The 17900-nt window shown below is 55.2% G+C and carries 10 protein-coding genes; 6 read left to right on the top strand and 4 right to left on the bottom strand.

The window, feature by feature from the left end; translation table 11 throughout:
• Positions 1-62: 62 nt before the first annotated feature.
• Positions 63-725, bottom strand: a complete 663-nt coding sequence (gene ytfE, locus NQ842_RS21890) for an iron-sulfur cluster repair protein YtfE (protein ID WP_014830401.1) — start codon at positions 723-725, stop codon at positions 63-65.
• Positions 726-969: 244 nt separating this feature from the next.
• Between ytfE and NQ842_RS21885 the strand changes: the two genes are divergently transcribed.
• Positions 970-2619, top strand: a complete 1650-nt coding sequence (locus NQ842_RS21885) for a methyl-accepting chemotaxis protein (RefSeq protein ID WP_014830402.1) — start codon at positions 970-972, stop codon at positions 2617-2619.
• Between the two features lie 62 nt (positions 2620-2681).
• Here NQ842_RS21885 and NQ842_RS21880 read toward each other — a convergent pair whose 3' ends face one another.
• The 3 genes from NQ842_RS21880 to NQ842_RS21870 form a co-directional block, all read right to left on the bottom strand.
• Positions 2682-3647 carry a DMT family transporter gene (locus tag NQ842_RS21880; RefSeq protein WP_257256332.1) on the bottom strand — a complete coding sequence of 322 codons (966 nt, stop codon included), beginning with the start codon at positions 3645-3647 and terminating at the stop codon, positions 2682-2684.
• Between the two features lie 75 nt (positions 3648-3722).
• Positions 3723-4547, bottom strand: coding sequence for an AraC family transcriptional regulator (locus tag NQ842_RS21875; RefSeq protein ID WP_257256331.1), 825 nt, complete (start codon positions 4545-4547; stop codon positions 3723-3725).
• Between the two features lie 49 nt (positions 4548-4596).
• Positions 4597-5640, bottom strand: a complete 1044-nt coding sequence (locus NQ842_RS21870; protein WP_029882391.1) for a GlxA family transcriptional regulator — start codon at positions 5638-5640, stop codon at positions 4597-4599.
• 177 nt (positions 5641-5817) lie between these two features.
• Between NQ842_RS21870 and NQ842_RS21865 the strand changes: the two genes are divergently transcribed.
• The 5 genes from NQ842_RS21865 (at position 5818) to NQ842_RS21845 (ending at position 17896) form a co-directional block, all read left to right on the top strand.
• Positions 5818-7716 (top strand): beta-ketoacyl synthase, encoded by a 1899-nt coding sequence (locus NQ842_RS21865; protein ID WP_047360698.1) that lies wholly within the window; start codon positions 5818-5820, stop codon positions 7714-7716.
• Positions 7717-7806: 90 nt separating this feature from the next.
• Positions 7807-8217: a membrane protein gene (locus tag NQ842_RS21860; RefSeq protein WP_014830407.1), complete on the top strand. Its 411-nt coding sequence runs from the start codon at positions 7807-7809 to the stop codon at positions 8215-8217.
• Positions 8218-8242: 25 nt separating this feature from the next.
• A complete protein-coding gene (locus NQ842_RS21855; protein WP_023619708.1) occupies positions 8243-9070 on the top strand; it encodes an iron-containing redox enzyme family protein in 828 nt (275 codons plus the stop codon).
• A gap of 40 nt (positions 9071-9110) precedes the next feature.
• Complete coding sequence (locus NQ842_RS21850; RefSeq protein WP_257256330.1) at positions 9111-16883, top strand: type I polyketide synthase; 7773 nt, start codon at positions 9111-9113, stop codon at positions 16881-16883.
• Positions 16880-17896: an arylesterase gene (locus NQ842_RS21845; protein ID WP_083021783.1), complete on the top strand. Its 1017-nt coding sequence runs from the start codon at positions 16880-16882 to the stop codon at positions 17894-17896. The genes NQ842_RS21850 and NQ842_RS21845 overlap by 4 nt, the downstream gene beginning before the upstream one ends.
• The last annotated feature ends 4 nt before the right edge of the window (positions 17897-17900 follow it).

Here is a 17900-nt window from a genome sequence, read left to right as displayed (position 1 = left end):
ACTTCGGTTGCCGTTTTTAGTTTTTGCACCCTCTCCCTGTCATCAGGCTTCAGTGGCCTTTTTTATTCCCCTGCCAATGCTCGCGGGAACAGAACGTTGTTCTCAAGACTGATGTGTTCCATCAGGTCGTCGATCATCTCGTTAATACCGTTGTACATCGCTTTCCATGTGGTGCAGGCTTCTGGCGGCGGCGTGACGTTATTGGTGGTGTGTTTGATGACTTCCAGCAGCTCACCCGCGTCGTCATGTTCGCTTTCCATCACGCTAATTGGCCCCATCGCCTGGCTGCCCATTCCCTGTTTGACCATCGGGAAGAGGATCTGCTCTTCTTTCATCATGTGGCTGGTGAGTTCTTCATGCAGCATGGTCAGGTATTTCGCCAGGCCGCGCGGCACGGAAGGTTTGTCGGCGTGTACGCGCTCCACTTTGGTCGCCTGCAGGATCAGCTCCGGCAGCTGTTCACGGTGGCGGTCGTGGTAACGCACGATAATGTGGTCGATGATTTCGGCAAGCGGGGCCGTGCGCCAGTCTTTGTCGATGGGCTGCTCTGCCAGCTGCGCCAGTTCCGCTTCAATGAGCCCGACATCCAGTTCTTTGCGCGAGGCCGCACGTGCCAGGGTTTGCTTACCGCCGCAGCAGTAATCCATGTCGTATTTACGAAACAGCGCAGAAGCGCGAGGGATGGAGAGCGCCAGCTCGCCGAGGGGTTGGTCGCGGAAGGCCATAGCAGTTACCTCATCATCAAGAATATAAGATGCATATTAAATGCATCTTTATGGCAGTGCTATAACCCTTTAGAGGCAAGGGTGAAAATGCGATGTGGATCACAAAAAAATTCCCGCGTTTAACTCACTGAATGAACGCAGAAAATGACTTTAGAAACTTTTTTACAGTGGAGAAACAGTAAACAACCCGCCGCGCCTGCCGATATATCCACGTCAGACAACCTGCATATAACAAAGGCAACGCATGTTTAAACGTATAAAAGTCATTACCCTTTTGATTTCGGTGCTGCTTGTGCTCGGCATCATGCAACTCGTCTCCGCCGGTATCTTTATTAACGCGCTGAATAACGACAAAGATAACTTCACCGTGTCGCAGCTATCCAGCAAGAACGTGGCGGAGTTTACCGATGCATGGATTAGCCTGAACCAGGCACGCGTCACCCTGAACCGCGGCATGCTGCGTCTGCAAAGTAGCATGGCTTCGCAGATTAACGGCGGGCAGCTCAACGAGCTGGTGAACACGGCGAAAAACCTGCTGGCCAATGCCCAGTCTCATTACGACAAATACTATGCCTTACCGAATACCCCAGGGCTGGATCCCAACCTGGCGAACCGCCTGGAAGAGCAGTATCGCAATTACTCCGCGACGCTGACCCAAATGAACGTTTTGCTCTCTCAGGGCAATCTGGAAGAGATGTTCAAGCAGAATGCGGAGCAGAAACAGACCGCGATGCAAAATGTGTACCGGGAATGGCGTGAAGCCCAGGCCGTGCTTACGGACAAAGGGATCAAAGATAACGAAAGCGATTACAAGCGTATCCTGTGGATCCTCTCTGCGGTCATGCTGCTGGTGATTATCGTGATTATCTCCAGCTGGATTGCCATGCGCCGTGTGCTGCTGTTGCCGCTGCAGGATGTGATAAGCCATATCCGCGCCATTGCCGCCGGTGATTTAACCCAGCCGATCCATGCTGAGGGTAAAAACGAGATGGCCGTGCTGGCGCAAAACGTCCAGGAGATGCAAACCGCGCTGGCAAACACCGTGGGCGTGGTGCGTGAAGGTGCGGATACCATTTACACCGGTGCGGGGGAAATCTCTGCGGGCAGTAACGATCTCTCTTCCCGTACCGAACAGCAGGCTGCCTCGCTGGAAGAGACGGCTGCCAGTATGGAGCAGCTGACGGCAACGGTGAAACAAAACGCCGACAATGCCCGTCAGGCTTCCCGTCTGGCGCTTGATGCCTCCTCAACGGCGAAGAAGGGCGGTAACGTTGTGGAAGGCGTCGTCCGTACCATGGACGAAATCGCCACCAGCTCCAGCAAAATTGCTCAAATTACCAATGTCATTGACGGCATTGCCTTCCAGACGAACATTCTGGCCCTGAACGCGGCGGTTGAAGCGGCGCGCGCCGGTGAGCAGGGGCGTGGCTTTGCGGTGGTTGCGGGTGAAGTGCGTACGCTCGCTCAGCGCAGCGCCCAGGCGGCGAAAGAGATCAAAGCGCTGATTGATGACTCTGGTGAGCGGGTTAACGCAGGCTCGCAGCTGGTGAACGAGGCCGGAGCGACCATGGCGGAGATTGTTAACGCCGTGACTCGCGTCACTGACATTATGGGCGAAATCGCCTCTGCGTCTGATGAGCAGAGCCGCGGGATCGATCAGGTGGGCCAGGCGGTAGCTGAGATGGATCGTGTTACCCAACAGAACGCCTCGCTGGTGGAAGAGTCTGCGGCCGCGGCCGCCGCCCTGGAAGACCAGGCGGCACGCCTGAACGAAGCGGTAGCGGTGTTTAAAATTGCCCGCAGCCAGGCGGTTAAGGCGGCTCCGGTAAAAACCTATACGCCAAAGGCGCAGCCCGTCGCTTCTGCGTCTGAAGCTAACTGGGAAACGTTCTAAAGGCTTGCCCGGTGGCGGCTACGCCTTACCGGGCCTATGTTTTTGCAGGCCCTGCAAACGCCTCACATCTCCGACGCCGGAACGACCATCGGTTTTTCCGGCTTCGCTCTTACCGCCATCACTACCCCCATCACCAGCAGCACTATTCCGCAGGCCGTTAACAGCGGCGGTACGCTCTGGCGCATCAGGAAGGTGTACAGCAGCCCGGCCAGCGTTTCGAAGACAATCAGCGGCCCTAAGATCACCGTTGGCAGTTTCTGGCTGGCGATATTCCAGCACAGTGCCCCCACCCAGGAACAGAGCACAGCGATAGCGATCATCAGCCCGACAAAGACCCACGGCCGCGGCCCGAAGGGCAGGGCGAAGTCCGGCTGTTGCTGAGCAGACCAGATACAGGCCCCGGCATAACCCACCAGCGAGACTGGCAGCGTCACCAGCGCCTGCGCCGTTGCCCACATCATTGGATGTTTATCCGGATTCTCCCGCAACCAGCGCGCATTACGCAGGGCATACCAGGCCCAGCAGGCGACGGAAATAAACGCTAAACCGATCCCCGAGCCATAACGCCAGACGCTGAAATCAGCGAGCCCGTGGCGAAGCTCAGCAATGTTCACACAGACCAGCCCGACGCCCGTGCAGATCAGCGCGGGCACCATTTTTGACCATGCCAGTTTGCCATCGCGCTGGCTGTACAGCAGGTTTGCAAAGACGGGGATGACGACGGGCAGCGTGCCGATAATCATGGTCGACACCGGGGCACCGGTACGCTGAATGGCGCTCGCCAGGCAGACGTAATAGATAAGGTTGCCCATCATGGTCAGCGCCAGCGCGGTCATCCAGTCCTGGCGGTTGAGCTGACGTAAACGCGTACGACCGAGCCAGGCCAGCGGCAGGGCAATCAACCCCAGCGCCAGATAGCGTCCGGTTGACTGCAGGGCCGCCGGATACTCGGGCACAATCAGCGGGCCGACAAAAATCAGCCCCCACATCAGCCCTGCCAGCAGGGCATACAACACGCCACTAATCATTATTCCATCCACATCAATTAACTTTGTACTCAGTGTAGAAGGGGGGATTGCGCGCGTATTGTATGAGATTGCGCATCAGCGCCCGATAACTTGTTTCTGGTAGCGGACGGGCGTAATCCCGTAGCGGCGGGTAAACGCGCGGGTTAAATGCGACTGGTCGGTCAGCCCGGTCGCGGCGGCCACTTCGGCGGCGGGCATACCGTGCGTAAGGAAGCCTTTGGCGCGCCACAGACGAATAGCCATCAGCATCTGGTGCGGCGTAACGTGGAAATGGGCTTTAAACTGGCGCTGAAAATGGTAAGGGCTGAGAGAAACCACGTTGGCCAACTCGTCCAGCGTCACGGCGTGCATGTAGTTGTCGTGCAGATACTCGCGTACCCGTTCGAACCGGTGCGCGCCTTCCTTAATTATTGGGGCGTGATGGGCCAACGGCTGGAAGGTCTCAATCAGATCCAACAGCAGTCCTTTTTGCGCAAGCGGGTCCTGGGTATGCCACAGGCCGTAGATCAGCTGGCCGATTTGCTGCGAACGCAGCGGGTCGTGGCGGGTAACCTCGCTAAACCACCAGTGACGCAGGCCAGTCACCTCTTCCAGTAAAGCGGGTTCGATGTAAACCATCCGGTAGCGCCAGCCACCTTCGGTGGCCGATTCTCCGGTGTGGATCTCGTCCGGGTTCATGGTGACAACGGATTTTTCAGCGGCCAGGTGCTGGGTACCGCGATAGCGAAAGCGCTCGGCACCAGTTTCGATGGTGCCGATGCCGAAGGCTTCATGCGTGTGAGGCTCAAAGGCGTAGTCAGCGATATGCGCGTGATAAAGTTCCAGACCCGGCAACTGCGCCAGATGGCGAAAGCGCGCGCTGTCTCTCTCATCGCTAAATTGTTCCGGTACGCCTTGCACACTGATTCTCCTCGGGGGCTATCTTGTGATTATCAGAGATGATCCGGGATTATGCACTAAACATCTTTGCGCGAACGGTCTTACGGTAATCCCCCGGTGAAACCGTGGTTTTATGTTTAAACTGGCGATTAAAGTGCGCAATATCCTGATACCCAACCGCGTTGGCGATCTCCTGAATACACAGGTTGGTTGATTGCAACATATTCATGGCTAACTCAATTCTGGCGGTTAATAAATATTGCAAAGGGGACATGTCAGTGGCGTTTTTAAAACGACGATTAAAGTTGCGCAAACTCATGCCAGCCATATCGGCAAGATTTTGCATTGATATATCTGAGGCGCAGTTGGCTTTAATCCAGGTCTGGATTTGCACAATATTTTCATCGGGATGGGGTTTGTTTTCTTCGCTGTAGCACTGACGATCAAACTGGCTACGAATTTCATGGAAAAATGTCCGTTGAGTATGTGTGGCTACCCGTTTTCCATATATCGTTTCAATAAAATGAATTGTCAGATCTGACAAGGCCTTAACGCTGGCGGCGCAGTAAATATTTTCGGCCTGGGTGAGAAAATGTTTAGTTTGTAATTTAACGCTGGGGTAATCGCGTGAGAATTGCCGGAAGTAGTGCCAGTGGGTGGTGGCGGGTTTCCCGTTAAGCAACCCTGATTCCGCCAGAAAACAACAGCCGGTTCCGACGGCAGCGATGCGGGTGCCTCGTGCGGCCTGCTCAGAAAGCCACGCCAGCAGCTCAGGCTGTTGTCTGACCACCGCGCGAGGGTTGCGCCACAGAGCCGGGATATAAATAACATCGTAGTGTCTGTCGTCGGCAAGCGTGGTGTCGGCAGTAATACTGAAGCCACTGTGCGTGCGGATCGGCAAACTGTTTATGCCGATGGTATTGACCTTCAAAATGCTTTCGGGTCGACAGAGCCTGAAACGCGATCGCTTTGCTGGGGGCGTATCTGTGTTGGCGTTTGTTTTTTGCTCAGCTAAATAGCTACTGGCCGCTGATTTCCACATTTCAATCGGTAGACTGAGGCCGGAACTTAGCATGCGTTCACATAACACAAATCCTATTTGTGTATTTGTCATTTTTGATTAATACCTGTTTTGACTATTATTTTTGGTAGCTCATCTTTAACCTGGCCAAAAAAGTCAGCATTTTGGCTGGTTTTTCATATTAGCTTTTGTTGGCGATTTGTAAACTAATATCTGTAAATTGTCTTAGCTTGATAACAAAATAAATTCACGACCAATACAGGATGGATTATGGTGAAATTACCCGTAATAACAGCATTTGGTGGCTATGGTCCGGCTGGTCGTAGTTCTTCACATCATGCATTTCGCCGAATGGTTATTGAGTCATTATCCGAAGAGGAACGGCAGCAGACGTTATTATCGCTTGCCATCCTGATGGGCATTCTTAAATATGATGAAGGCGGATATTGTGACATTTCCGGTAAAAGATTCACGCCCGATCAGGCTGCCGCGACGATAAAGAACGAGGCGCTTGAAGGATCCCTTATCAGAAAAATCACGGACGATTATTTTGATGTTGATGCCATCGTTAGTCATGCAAAATTGAATATGGCTTCGGACGAAAACGGTTTTAGTTTTATTATTTCTTCCAGACAATTACCTCAACCCTTACCGCAGGGATGGCATGCTGAGGAATTAACGGATCAGCGCGTGCGCATTACCGTCCGGGGTGATATGGACTGTAGAATTGAGACGCTGTTGCGCACGGAAGTTCAGGCCGCAGGTTTGCTGCCGCAAGGATTCCGGCCGGGTGACTATTACAATTCACAGTTTCACCCGCGGGCGTTGCAAATGGCCGTTGTCGGGGCGTCAGATGCGATCAACGCTATGGGGATCCCGTGGCGGGATATACAGGCGAAAATTTCGCCGGATCAGCTGGGTATCTACTCGGGCAATATTATGGGACAGCTCGACGAGTATGGCTTTGGCGGAATGTTGCAGTCGCGTCTCAAGGGCCATCGCGTCAGCGCCAAGCAGTGTCCGCTGGGCCTGAACAGCATGTGCGCCGATTTTCTCAATGCCTATGTATTGGGTAGCGTGGGCCACACCAGCGCCACGCTGGGAGCATGCGCCACGTTTCTTTATAACCTGAATGCGGCCGTCGAAGACATAAAAGCAGGGCGCATTCGCGTAGCCGTGGTAGGCAGCGCAGAAGCACCGGTTACATCAGAGGTGATTGAAGGTTTTGATGCCATGGGCGCGCTGGCGACAGAGAGCAAACTCAGGCATATCGATCAGACGGAGACGGCCGACTGGCGCAACAGCAGCCGTCCGTTTGGCAACAGCTGTGGGTTTGTGATCGCCGAGTCCAGCCAGTATATCGTGTTGATGGACGACGAACTGGCGATGCAGCTCGGCGCAGAGATCCACGGTTCTGTGGGAAACGTCTTTATCAATGCTGATGGCTATAAGCGTTCGATTGCTTCACCGGGGCCGGGGAATTACATCACTATGGCGAAAGCTGTCGCCTCTGCAGTGTCGATGGTTGGACTGGAGACGGTGCAAAAGGGATCGTTTATCCAGGCTCATGGTTCAAGCACGCCGAAAAATTGTGTCTCGGAAGCGGATATTTTTGACCGTGTTGCGCAAGCCTTTTCGATTCACGACTGGCCGGTGACGGCGGTAAAATCTTACCTGGGGCACTCCCTGGGGCCTGCCAGCGGGGACCAGTTGATAAGCTGTCTCGGTGTCTTCCGCTATGGCATTTTACCGGGCATTAAAAGCGTGCCGCACATCGCGCCGCAGGTGAATAACGCGCGTTTACACATCCCTGTTCAGGACTGCAAATTAGAGGATGAACAGGGGCATATTGCGTTTATTAATTCAAAAGGCTTCGGCGGTAATAATGCCACGGGGGTGGTTTACTCGCCGAAGCTTACCCAACAATGGTTGCGCAAACGCTATGGCGAACCGGCCTTTGCAGATTATCAGCAGCGTAACCGCCAGGTGCAACGACAAGCCCGTGCTTACGATGAAGCTGCCTCTCACGGCGAATTAAACGTTATTTATCTGTTTGGACAGCAGGGGATAAATGAAGACGATATCAATATTGATATGAATGGCATCACTATTCCCGGCTTTGAAAAGCCTATTTCGTTTGCGAGGGAAAAAGAATATAGCGATTTTTAAACGTCATATTCGGACTAACAAGTAATAAACCAGGGTGCCTGACGTTCTTCAGGTGCCTTATATTTGTGCACAAAAATCAGGAGAAAAAGAGTGGCTAATCTCAGTGCAATACTGATTGCCTTTGGCTGGAGTGGTATTGTTGTCGGTATATTAATGGGTGGATTAATGGGAATGTATGCCTTTAAGGGACCTTTCCGCGCTCCTAAAGGCCATGAAAATTATACTGATTTAAATCGCCGGATGTTAAGGTTGGCACATATCGCGTTTATTATGTTGCCCTTGATATCCATGCTCTATGGAATGTGTATTGATAGCCTCGCGGTACCTTATCTCTATAAATATTACGCGGTTATTTGCATGATGATACTTTCGGTGGGTATTCCGGTACTGTTGATTGCATCATGTTTTTATCTACCGTTTAAGTATGTGCAGGTTATCCCGTTTAGTTGTGGAATGTATGCGTTAGTTGTAATGGCAATTGGCAGAGTCTCTGCCCTGTAAATTTTCACTCATCTGAGATATTAAAATGACATCATTACTGAATACCCGCCAGTTGGGCCGGGACGCTATTGTCTCGACGGTTGATCAGCGCGTTTACCGCGAGAATCGTGCATTTGCCAACCGGCTTATCGACAGGGTTGAATCTCATCCGCTGATGCGCAACCCCATTCTCTCAAAAATGACCAGCGGCGAATTTGATATTCAACAGATGCGTGTATTTCATCTGGAGTTTTATCACGCGTTTGCACAGGTCTTCACCGATGCTGTGATTGAAGCCTTGAGCGCGGCGAAACAACTGGAAGCACCGCTGGGTGCACAAGCGAAAATGGCAGCGCGTTTTCTGCTGCAAATCAACCTGCTGGATGAGCTCGGCTTCCATCCGGGTGAAGACAACGAAGGTAATTACAACGGCCAGCCTGCGCTGGCGCACTACGTACAGTTCTTTAATACCATCCAGCAACTGGGGATGACTGAGCAGGAGGTGAAAGCCTGGCTGCCGATGTCCAGCTCACTGGCCTGCCGCGCGACGTTTGAGAACGCATATGGCGATTATACCCGGTTGGTTGGGCTGCTGGCCGTGGCAGAGACGGTCTTCCATGACTTCGCCACGCCGTGGGCGAAAGGCGTGGATAAAGCGACGGATATTGACGTCACACAGGGCTATCACAGCATTCATGTGGAAAGCGAGACGGGAGAGTCCATTGAAGATGGTCACTCTGAGGATGCATGGATCCTGTTCTGTCAGGCAATTACGGAAGACCGCTATCGCGAAATGGAACAGCACGTCGATCTGTGGCTGAAAGTCTGGAACGACTTCTGCAACGACCTGCTGGCAGGCCGCGCCGGAAAATAATCTTCTCACCTTCATTATCTTTAAAAATATAGAGCGAATTATGATGCCGTCTCTTCAGTTGTTTAACAGGGGATATCATTCCTTCAACCAGCTATTGCCCGAACTTGCTGTTCAACAGACTTCGCAGACGGCATTTGAATTCGTACGCAGCGCCAGAGATATTCACAGTCAAAATTATCAGCAATTACATCAGCGTGCCGCATCGCTTGCCGATGCATTAATGCAGTACGGGCAGCGTGGTGACCGGGTAATATTGCTTTACCCTGATGGTGAAGATTTTATTGGCGCTTTTTTTGGCTGCCTTTATGCCGGAATGGTAGCCGTCCCCGTCCCGATGCCCGCCAAATCGTCGGGAAGTGCGTGGGAGCGTTTCGTTGGCGTATTGCGCAATGCGCAAACGGAATTTATTGTTACGACCGCCAAAGGGGCTGAGACGTTAATCCAACTGGCGTTGCCGCTTTCCCCACTTATTTTTACCTTCGATCTGACTGATAACATCGCACTGCCTTCCGGTTATCGCCTGCATTATCTGGAGCGTCATTTCTCCGGGGCATTTCACCCGGTTTCGGTCACTGAAAACGATCTCGCCTTTTTACAGTACACCTCAGGGTCGACGGGCGCGCCAAAAGGGGTGATGGTGACACATGGCAACCTGTGGTCGAACTCGCTCGCCATCCACCACTTTTTCGGTCATCACAGCGAAAGCCGGGGCATGATTTGGCTGCCGCATTTTCATGATATGGGGCTGATCGGCGGATTATTGCAGCCCGTGTTTGGGGCGTTCCCCTGCCGGGTGATGTCACCCATGATGTTAATGAAGAACCCTTTTAACTGGCTTAAGCAAATTTCTGATTACCAGGCGACAACCTCCGGCGGGCCAAATTTCGCCTACGATTTGTGCGTACGTAAGATCAGCAGAGATCAGGTTGAGGCGTTAGATCTCTCGCGCTGGGATGTCGCGTTTTGTGGTGCAGAGCCCATTCGTCCCGCCACGCTGCAACAGTTCAGCGAGCACTTTGCACCTGCCGGATTCCGTTCTGGATCGTTCCTGCCGTGCTATGGCATGGCAGAAACCACGCTCATTGTCACCGGTATGGAAAAAGGGCGGGGACTGCGCGTGGCTGACGATGCCGGGGTGGTTTGTTGTGGGCACGCCCTGTCCGACACCAGTGTTTGCATCGTGGATCCTGAGCTCCACCAGCCGCTGGCTGAAGGGGAAAGTGGCGAGATCTGGTTACGTGGACCGGGTGTGGCCGCTGGGTACTGGAATAATAATACCGCCACGCGTGAAGCATTCCAGGCGCGTCTGGCTGATAATCCGCATCCGTGGTTGCGCAGCGGCGATATGGGGTTTCTCCAGGGCAGCCATCTGTTTGTCACCGGGCGGCTTAAAGAGTTGCTGATAGTGAATGGTCAGAATCACTATCCCACGGATATAGAAGAGACGATACGCCAGTCCGACCCTGTTCTGGCGGAAGCGACGGTCTGTGTCTTCGCCAGCGAAGCCGAACGCCCGGTTGCGCTACTTGAGGTGATGACACGCACTAAAAATAGTCTTGATATGCCGACGTTGGCACCGCGCATTCATGCCGCTGTGGCGGAGCGTCACGGCATCACGCTGGATGAGTTACTCCTCGTCGGACGCAGGGCGATACCCCGTACTACCAGCGGAAAGTTACAGCGTACCCGCGCAAAAGCGATGTACCAGCAGGAGATGCTCGAAGTGGAGTGGCGCAGCCGCCAGGCATCTATGACACCCGCCACGGCAGAAAGCACGCAGGGGTTGGCGGCGCTGATCGCCGGGATAATCAGCACTGCGACGAATGCCACAATCAGCGAATCTCAATGGGATGAGGCGTTTATCGGCTTTGGCATGAGCTCGCTTCAGGCGGTCGGCGTGATTGGCGAACTGGAGCAGCATTTGGGGCGCGAGCTCTCTCCGGCGTTGATCTATGACTATCCCACCATCAATCAGCTGGCCACTGCGTTGGGACAATCCGCAACAGCACAGCCTGTCCAGACGGCTGGCGCAGACAGCGCCATTGCGGTGATCGGTATCGGCGTCGAACTGCCCGGACATAGCGGCGTGGAGGCACTGTGGACGCTGCTGCTGCAAGGTCACAGCACCACCGGTGAAATCCCGGCACACCGCTGGCCGGACTCCATGCTTGAGGGATTCAACCGCAAAGGCAGCTTCTTTGAACATGTCGACGAGTTCGACGCTGGCTATTTTGGTATTTCGCCACGTGAAGCGGTGTATATCGATCCGCAGCATCGCCTGCTGTTAGAAACGGTACAACAGGCGCTCACCGATGCCGGGCTTAAAGCCTCCTCCCTGCGCGGCAGCGATACAGCGGTTTATGTCGGGATCAGCGCCAGCGATTACGCTCTGGCCTGCGGCGATAACGTCTCGGCGTACAGTGGTTTAGGGAACGCGCACAGTATCGCGGCCAACCGAATTTCCTATCTTTATGATTTAAAAGGTCCAAGTGTTGCGCTCGACACGGCCTGTTCGTCGTCGTTAGTGGCGATAGAGGGGGCAATGCAAAGTCTGCGGACTGGACGTTGTTCACTGGCGATTGCCGGGGGCGTCAATCTGGCGCTGACGCCGCATCTGCAAAAAGTCTTTACCGAAGCCCAGATGCTGGCCCCCGACGGTCGCTGTAAAACCTTTGACGCCCGTGCTGATGGCTATGTTCGTGGTGAAGGGTGTGGCGTCGTAGTGCTCAAACCGTTGACGCAGGCGCTGGCGGATGGCGATCGCGTATATGCCACGCTGGTGGCGAGCGCCGTGAATCAGGATGGCCGCAGTAACGGTATTACCGCACCGAATGGCCCGTCGCAGCAGGCTGTCATCCGGCGGGCGATGGCAGAGGCCGGGGTCGATAGCGACAGCATCGACTATATCGAAGCCCACGGCACGGGGACGGCACTCGGCGATCTGATCGAGTATCAGGCGCTGGAAACGGTATTCACCGATCGCAAGACTTCGGTTCCGGTGCAGGTGGGGTCAATTAAAACCAACATTGGCCATCTGGAGGCGGCGGCGGGTGTGCTGGGCGTGGTGAAAACCTCGTTGATGTTGTATTACCAGCAATATGTGCCGCACCTCAATTTTGCACAGAAAAACCCACATATCGCTGCAATTAGCCGCCATGTCGACGTTTGCGGGGGGCAAACCATCCCCTGGCACTCCGCTTCCGGTGTGCGCTACGCGGGCGTCAGCAGCTTCGGTTTTGGTGGCACAAACGGGCATGTGATATTGCGCAGCGCGCCGGCGGTTAAAAAATGCCAACAGCCCGCGACTCCACATACCGTGCTGCTGATCAGTTCTCATGATGAAAAGGGATTTTACCTTCAACGGGAGGCCATTCAGGCCGGATTATCCGCCCGTCAGGAGAGCGAGACTGCCACCTGGTGTCGTCTGGTGAACACCCGCTACGATGCCGCGCGGTATCGCGGCGTGGCGTTTGGCACGGATCGCACACAGCTGACGGAGAGCCTTGCACAGCTTGCTGCCAACAAGGCAGGTAAAGCTCAACCTCAGGTCTGGCTCTTTCCGGGGCAGGGCACCCAGCAAATCGGTATGGGGGCGGAGCTGTATCACCACCTGCCAGGCTATCGCGAGCGTTTTGATGCGCTGGCGGCGACCATTCAGCAGCGTTATCAGATTGATATCACCCAGGCGTTGTTCGCCCGTGACGAGGTCTGGCAGCGCTGCGCCAGGACCTGCCAGCTCTCACTCTTTGCCTGCAGTTACGTGCTGGCACAGAGCGTAATGCACTTTGGTCTGCGCCCGGCTGCGGTCATGGGTCACAGTCTGGGAGAGTATTGCGCAGCGGTCATCGCCGGTCATCTCTCGCTGGATGACGGGCTGGCCATGGTTCATCAGCGTGCGTGTCTGATGTCGGCCCTGACGCAGGAAGGGGCGATGGCGGTGGTGTTCAGCGGAGAAGCCGATGTGCGCCAGGCGATTGCACCCTGGGCGGGCGATATTGATATTGCCGCCTTCAACACGCCGACGCTCACAACCATTGCAGGAAGTACGGCCGCGATTGATGCCTGTCTTCATGCCCTCTCAACCCAGGGCGGCCATGCGCGAAAAATTAAAACCACCAGCGCATTTCACTCTTCCATGATGGATCCGATCCTCGGAGCCTGGCGCGAGTGGCTGGTCAATAACGTCACCTTCTCCAGTGGAAATATTCCGTTTTACAGCAACCTGAACGGGAAGATGTGTGAACGAACTGATGCCGATTACTGGTGCCAGCAAATTCGCCAGCCCGTGCATTTCCTGCAGAGTGTGCAAAACGTGCTGGCGCAAGGTGAGTTCACCTTTATCGATCTGAGTGCGGACAGTTCGCTGGGCAAATTTGTGAGTGCAACCGACCGTCGTCACCGGGTGCTGGCCGCAGGCGACCGACGACATGAGTACAAATCACTGCTGATGCTGCTGGGTACGTTGTGGCAGCAAGGGCACGACATCGACTGGAACAGGCTCTATTGTGCGACCACGCGGGAGACATTACCCCTGCCTGCTATCCAGTTCTGCCGCAAACGTTACTGGCTGGCGGGTAAGACGCCAGCGCAGACCCCATCTGCAAAAGAGGACGCTATGTCACATCAACACCATTTAGCCGCTGAAATAAAAGCGATTATCGCTGGTTTTCTTGAGGCGGATCCCGCCACGCTTGACGATTCACTGCCCTTCCTGGAAATGGGAGCAGATTCGCTGGTTTTGCTGGATGCCATCAATACCATTAAAGACCGCTACGGGGTTGCGATCCCGGTTCGTGCGCTGTTTGAAGAGCTCAATACGCTGGAGGCGGTGATCGCCTTTGTGGTGGAGCATGCACAGACAGAGACGGCTGCGGTGCCGGTCAGTGTCACACACACCGCCAGCCCGCCGTCGCAGCCCAGCGGGGCGATGCCAGTGCAGGCCAGCAAGCCGGAGGCGGAGCATGTTCAGGCGCTGATCGCCCGCCAGCTGGAGCTTATGTCGCATCAGCTCCAGCTGCTGAACGGTACGCCGCACCCTGTCCCGCAGACTGCAGCCACAACAATGTCGGTTGTCACGCCACCTGCGCCAGTTGTGGCTCCGACCGCACCGGCAAAAGCCAGTGCGCACAGCAGCTGGTTTAAAAAAGAGACCAAAAAAGTTTCTCTGGGCAGCGAGCGCGATCGTCATCTGGCGCAGCTCACCCAACAGTTCGTCGACAAAACGGGCGGTTCGAAACGTAATGCCCAGCAATACCGTGCCGTACTGGCGGATAACCGGGCCTCTGCCGGCTTTCGTTTATCCACCAAAGAGATGCTTTATCCCTTAGTGGGAGAGCGCTCTGAAGGTTCTCGCATCTGGGACGTCGATGGCAACGAATATATCGATTTTACGATGGGGTTTGGCGCCAACCTGCTGGGGCATGCTCCGGCGTGCGTGCAGCAGGCCGTTGCCGACCAGCTGGCGCAGGGGATGCAGATTGGCCCTCAAAGTGCATTGGCAGGCGAGGTGGCAACCCTTATCAGCGAGCTAACGGGACAGCCGCGCGTGGCGTTTTGTAACTCCGGATCTGAAGCGGTAATGAGCGCGGTGCGCCTGGCGCGCGCCGTGACGGGAAAAAATAAGGTCGCACTGTTTGGCGGCTCGTACCACGGTGTATTTGACGGCATTCTCGGACGTCAGCAGGGCGGCAAAACTCCTGAGCGCGCTACACCGATTGCCGCAGGTACGCCGCAATCGCTGGTGGATGACCTGCTGGTACTTGAGTACGGCAGCGAAGAGAGCCTGGCACTGATCGCCCGCTACGCGGCTGAACTGGCGGTGGTCATTGTCGAACCGGTGCAGAGCCGTTATCCCGATCATCAGCCACGGGAGTATCTGCATACCCTGCGTGAACTCACGGCGACCCATAATATTGCGCTGATGTTTGACGAAGTGATCACCGGTTTTCGTCTCGCGACGGGCGGGGCGCAAGCCTATTACGGTGTTCAGGCGGATATCGCCTCTTACGGGAAGATCGTTGGCGGTGGGCTGCCGATTGGTGTCATTGCAGGATCCCGACGCTTTATGGACAGTATCGACGGCGGGTTCTGGCAGTATGGCGATGACTCCTGGCCACAGGCGGAACTGATCTTCTTTGCCGGGACCTTCTCCAAGCATCCGCTGACCATGGCGGCAAGCAAAGCGGTGCTGGAGTACATCAAAGCGCACCCGGCGTTGTATGACGACATCAACCAAAAAACCGCACGTCTTACCCGGTCGCTCAATACCTGGTTCGCCGTGACCGGTACGCCGATTGAGATCGTGTCAGCCGGGAGTCTGTTCCGTTTTAAATTTAACGGCAACTACGACATCCTGTTCCACCATCTGATGCTGCGCGGCATCTTTATCTGGGAAGGACGTAACTGTTTTGTCTCGGTGGCGCATTCTGACGAGGATATCGACCGGTTTATCACGGCAGTAAAAGAGAGCGTAAACGCCATGCGCGTGGATGGCTTCTTTGGTCTGGAGGGGATACGTCCTGACACGCCGTATGCCGCGACCGACAGCCAGCAGCGTTTCCTGCAACTGGCGGCGCAGGATGAAAGCGGATTGTTGGCGGGGAATATTGGCGGTGTTATTGAGACCGCGCGCGACGTAGACAGCGATATTATGCGCGAAGCCTGGCACCTGCTGAGTGCGCGACATGAGGCATTGCGTATGCAGTTTACTGATGCCGGTGAACTGCGGGTGTCGTCGGAGACTGAGGTTGATTTCCGTGAGGAAAACGCGGTGCCTGCGACTTGTCTCGCAGATTTTGCCGCACAGCCTTTTAACCTCGCCACCGCACCGCTGGCTCGCCTTTTGCTCATCCGTCATGAGGGTAAGACTACGCTTGCTATTGCGGCACATCACACGGTGGCCGATGGCTGGTCGTTTATGGTGATGCTGCGCGAGTTGCTGCATCTTTACGATGCGCTGGCGGCGGGCAAACGTCCTGAGTTGACGGCGGCGGTAAGCTATCTGCAGGTGATCCGCGCGCAGAAGAGGGTAGATGAGGCGGCACTCACACAGCGTCTGGCAGCCTTCCCTGCGAGACGGTTAACGCCTGACGCGCTTACTGTGCTGGAGCCTTCTCTGACGTATCAGGGACAGCGTCTGATGCAGCGTCTGACCTATCCGGGTCTTGCCGGACAACTGCGCAAAGCCTCCGCTGAACTGCGGGTGACCCGTTTCGCCATGCTCAATGCGCTCTTTATCCTCACCCTTGAGAAAACGCTCGGCCATGGCCGGGTACCTGTCGCTGTGCCGGATGCGGGGCGCGATTTCGAACAGAGTGACGCGATTGTCGGACAGTGTGTCAGGCTGCTGCCGCTGTGCATTGACAGCGCGGCCTGTGCGTCGTTGCACGAGATGGCTGGGGCGATACATAACATGATTGTTGCGCAGCGCGACGAAGCTGCACTGCCGTCTCGCTGTTTCCAGGGACCGACTGCGGCACTGCCGTCTCGCTGTTTCCAGGGACCGACTGCGGCACTGCCGTTACTGGCAACCTTTAATGTCGAGCCGCATGCTCCGCTGGCAGAAATGCGACAGTGGCAGGCCAGTTTGTCCCTGTTACCGGTGAGCGCCGTAGAGTTCCCGTTAATGATCAATATTCTGGAGATGAAAGAAGGGTTGTCGGTCGAGCTGGACTACCAGTTGCGCTATTTCACCCGGGAGCATGCAAATGCGCTGCTTGAGCAGTTCCTGAGGGCGATAACCGTACTGGCAGAACACGGACCTGACGCTGCCGGAGCTTTATTCTCTTCGTCAGAGGTGCTGGCAGCTTCATGAAAAAACTGATGATTCTCATCCTGGTGGGCGCCATTCTGGCGTTCATCATAAATCTGCTCATTGATGCCGGACTGTTTTATCAGGTGCAGGAGAGTGGCGGGAAGCTGTGTCAAAAAATAAACGGTATTGAGGGGGCGGAAGATATCGCCCCCTTACAGGAAGGGGATGCGATAGCCAGCAGTCTCAACCGTCACGGTACCGCGCCCGGCGCGCTCTATTATCTCAACGGCGGTGATACGCCACGGCGGTTACCGGGCGATTATCCGCAGGCCTTTTTCCCGCATGGGATTGATGTCTGGCAACAGGAGGGTGAGACGTGGGTCTATGTGGTGAACCACCGCCCTCAGCAGGACAGCATTGATGTGTTTCGCTTTAACCGCGCGCAGATGCGCCTGGAATACCAGCCTTTTCTGTCTCAGCGCGTCGGGAAAAATATCAATGATATCAGCGTGATTGATAAAACCCGCTGGCTACTAACGCGCGATCACCGCTGGTCAGGGTTTGCCGGCAGGATGGAAGACTATTTGCGTCTGCCGCTGTCCAGTGTGCTTCTGGTCGATAACGGGAAATTGCATACCCTGATTGATGGCCTGCACTTTGCCAATGGCCTCTACTACAACCGCCAGCAGGGACGACTGTACGTGGCGGAAACCACCCATGGTGAAGTGAGCAGCTGGGAATGGCGGCCTCACGATTATGTTCCCGTCCTGCTGGGACGTTTTAGCGGGCTGCATGGGGTCGACAACATCATGCCTGATGGTGAGGGATTGCTGGTGGCGGCTCATCCGCAGCTTCTGAAGTTGGCTGCTTATCAAAAGGATGCGCAGGCGCGTTCGCCGTCGATGGTGTGGCGGCTGACAATCGGCACCGAAGGTGCGGTGCAGCAGGCCACTGTCCTCTATCAGAGCCACGGCGAGGCACTGGCCGCGATAAGCGTCGCTGCGCCAGTGGGGAGAAAGGTGATGATGGGTAGCGTTTTCGATGACGGCGTACTGCTGTGCGGAGGGCAATAAGATG

This window comes from Enterobacter cloacae complex sp. R_G8 (assembly GCF_024599795.1).
GTDB lineage: Bacteria > Pseudomonadota > Gammaproteobacteria > Enterobacterales > Enterobacteriaceae > Enterobacter > Enterobacter dissolvens.
Note: the sequence above shows the minus strand (reverse complement) of the source record. Positions and strands in the feature narration are given on the sequence as shown.

Bases quoted from the DNA above. Each gene is read 5' to 3' on its own strand.
- NQ842_RS21870 (WP_029882391.1), bottom strand. From the start codon at position 5,640: ATGACAAATACACAAATAGGATTTGTGTTATGTGAACGCATGCTAAGT.
- NQ842_RS21850 (WP_257256330.1), top strand. From the start codon at position 9,111: ATGATGCCGTCTCTTCAGTTGTTTAACAGGGGATATCATTCCTTCAAC.
- NQ842_RS21855 (WP_023619708.1), top strand. From the start codon at position 8,243: ATGACATCATTACTGAATACCCGCCAGTTGGGCCGGGACGCTATTGTC.
- NQ842_RS21880 (WP_257256332.1), bottom strand. From the start codon at position 3,647: ATGATTAGTGGCGTGTTGTATGCCCTGCTGGCAGGGCTGATGTGGGGG.
- NQ842_RS21865 (WP_047360698.1), top strand. From the start codon at position 5,818: ATGGTGAAATTACCCGTAATAACAGCATTTGGTGGCTATGGTCCGGCT.
- NQ842_RS21885 (WP_014830402.1), top strand. From the start codon at position 970: ATGTTTAAACGTATAAAAGTCATTACCCTTTTGATTTCGGTGCTGCTT.
- NQ842_RS21845 (WP_083021783.1), top strand. From the start codon at position 16,880: ATGAAAAAACTGATGATTCTCATCCTGGTGGGCGCCATTCTGGCGTTC.
- ytfE (WP_014830401.1), bottom strand. From the start codon at position 725: ATGGCCTTCCGCGACCAACCCCTCGGCGAGCTGGCGCTCTCCATCCCT.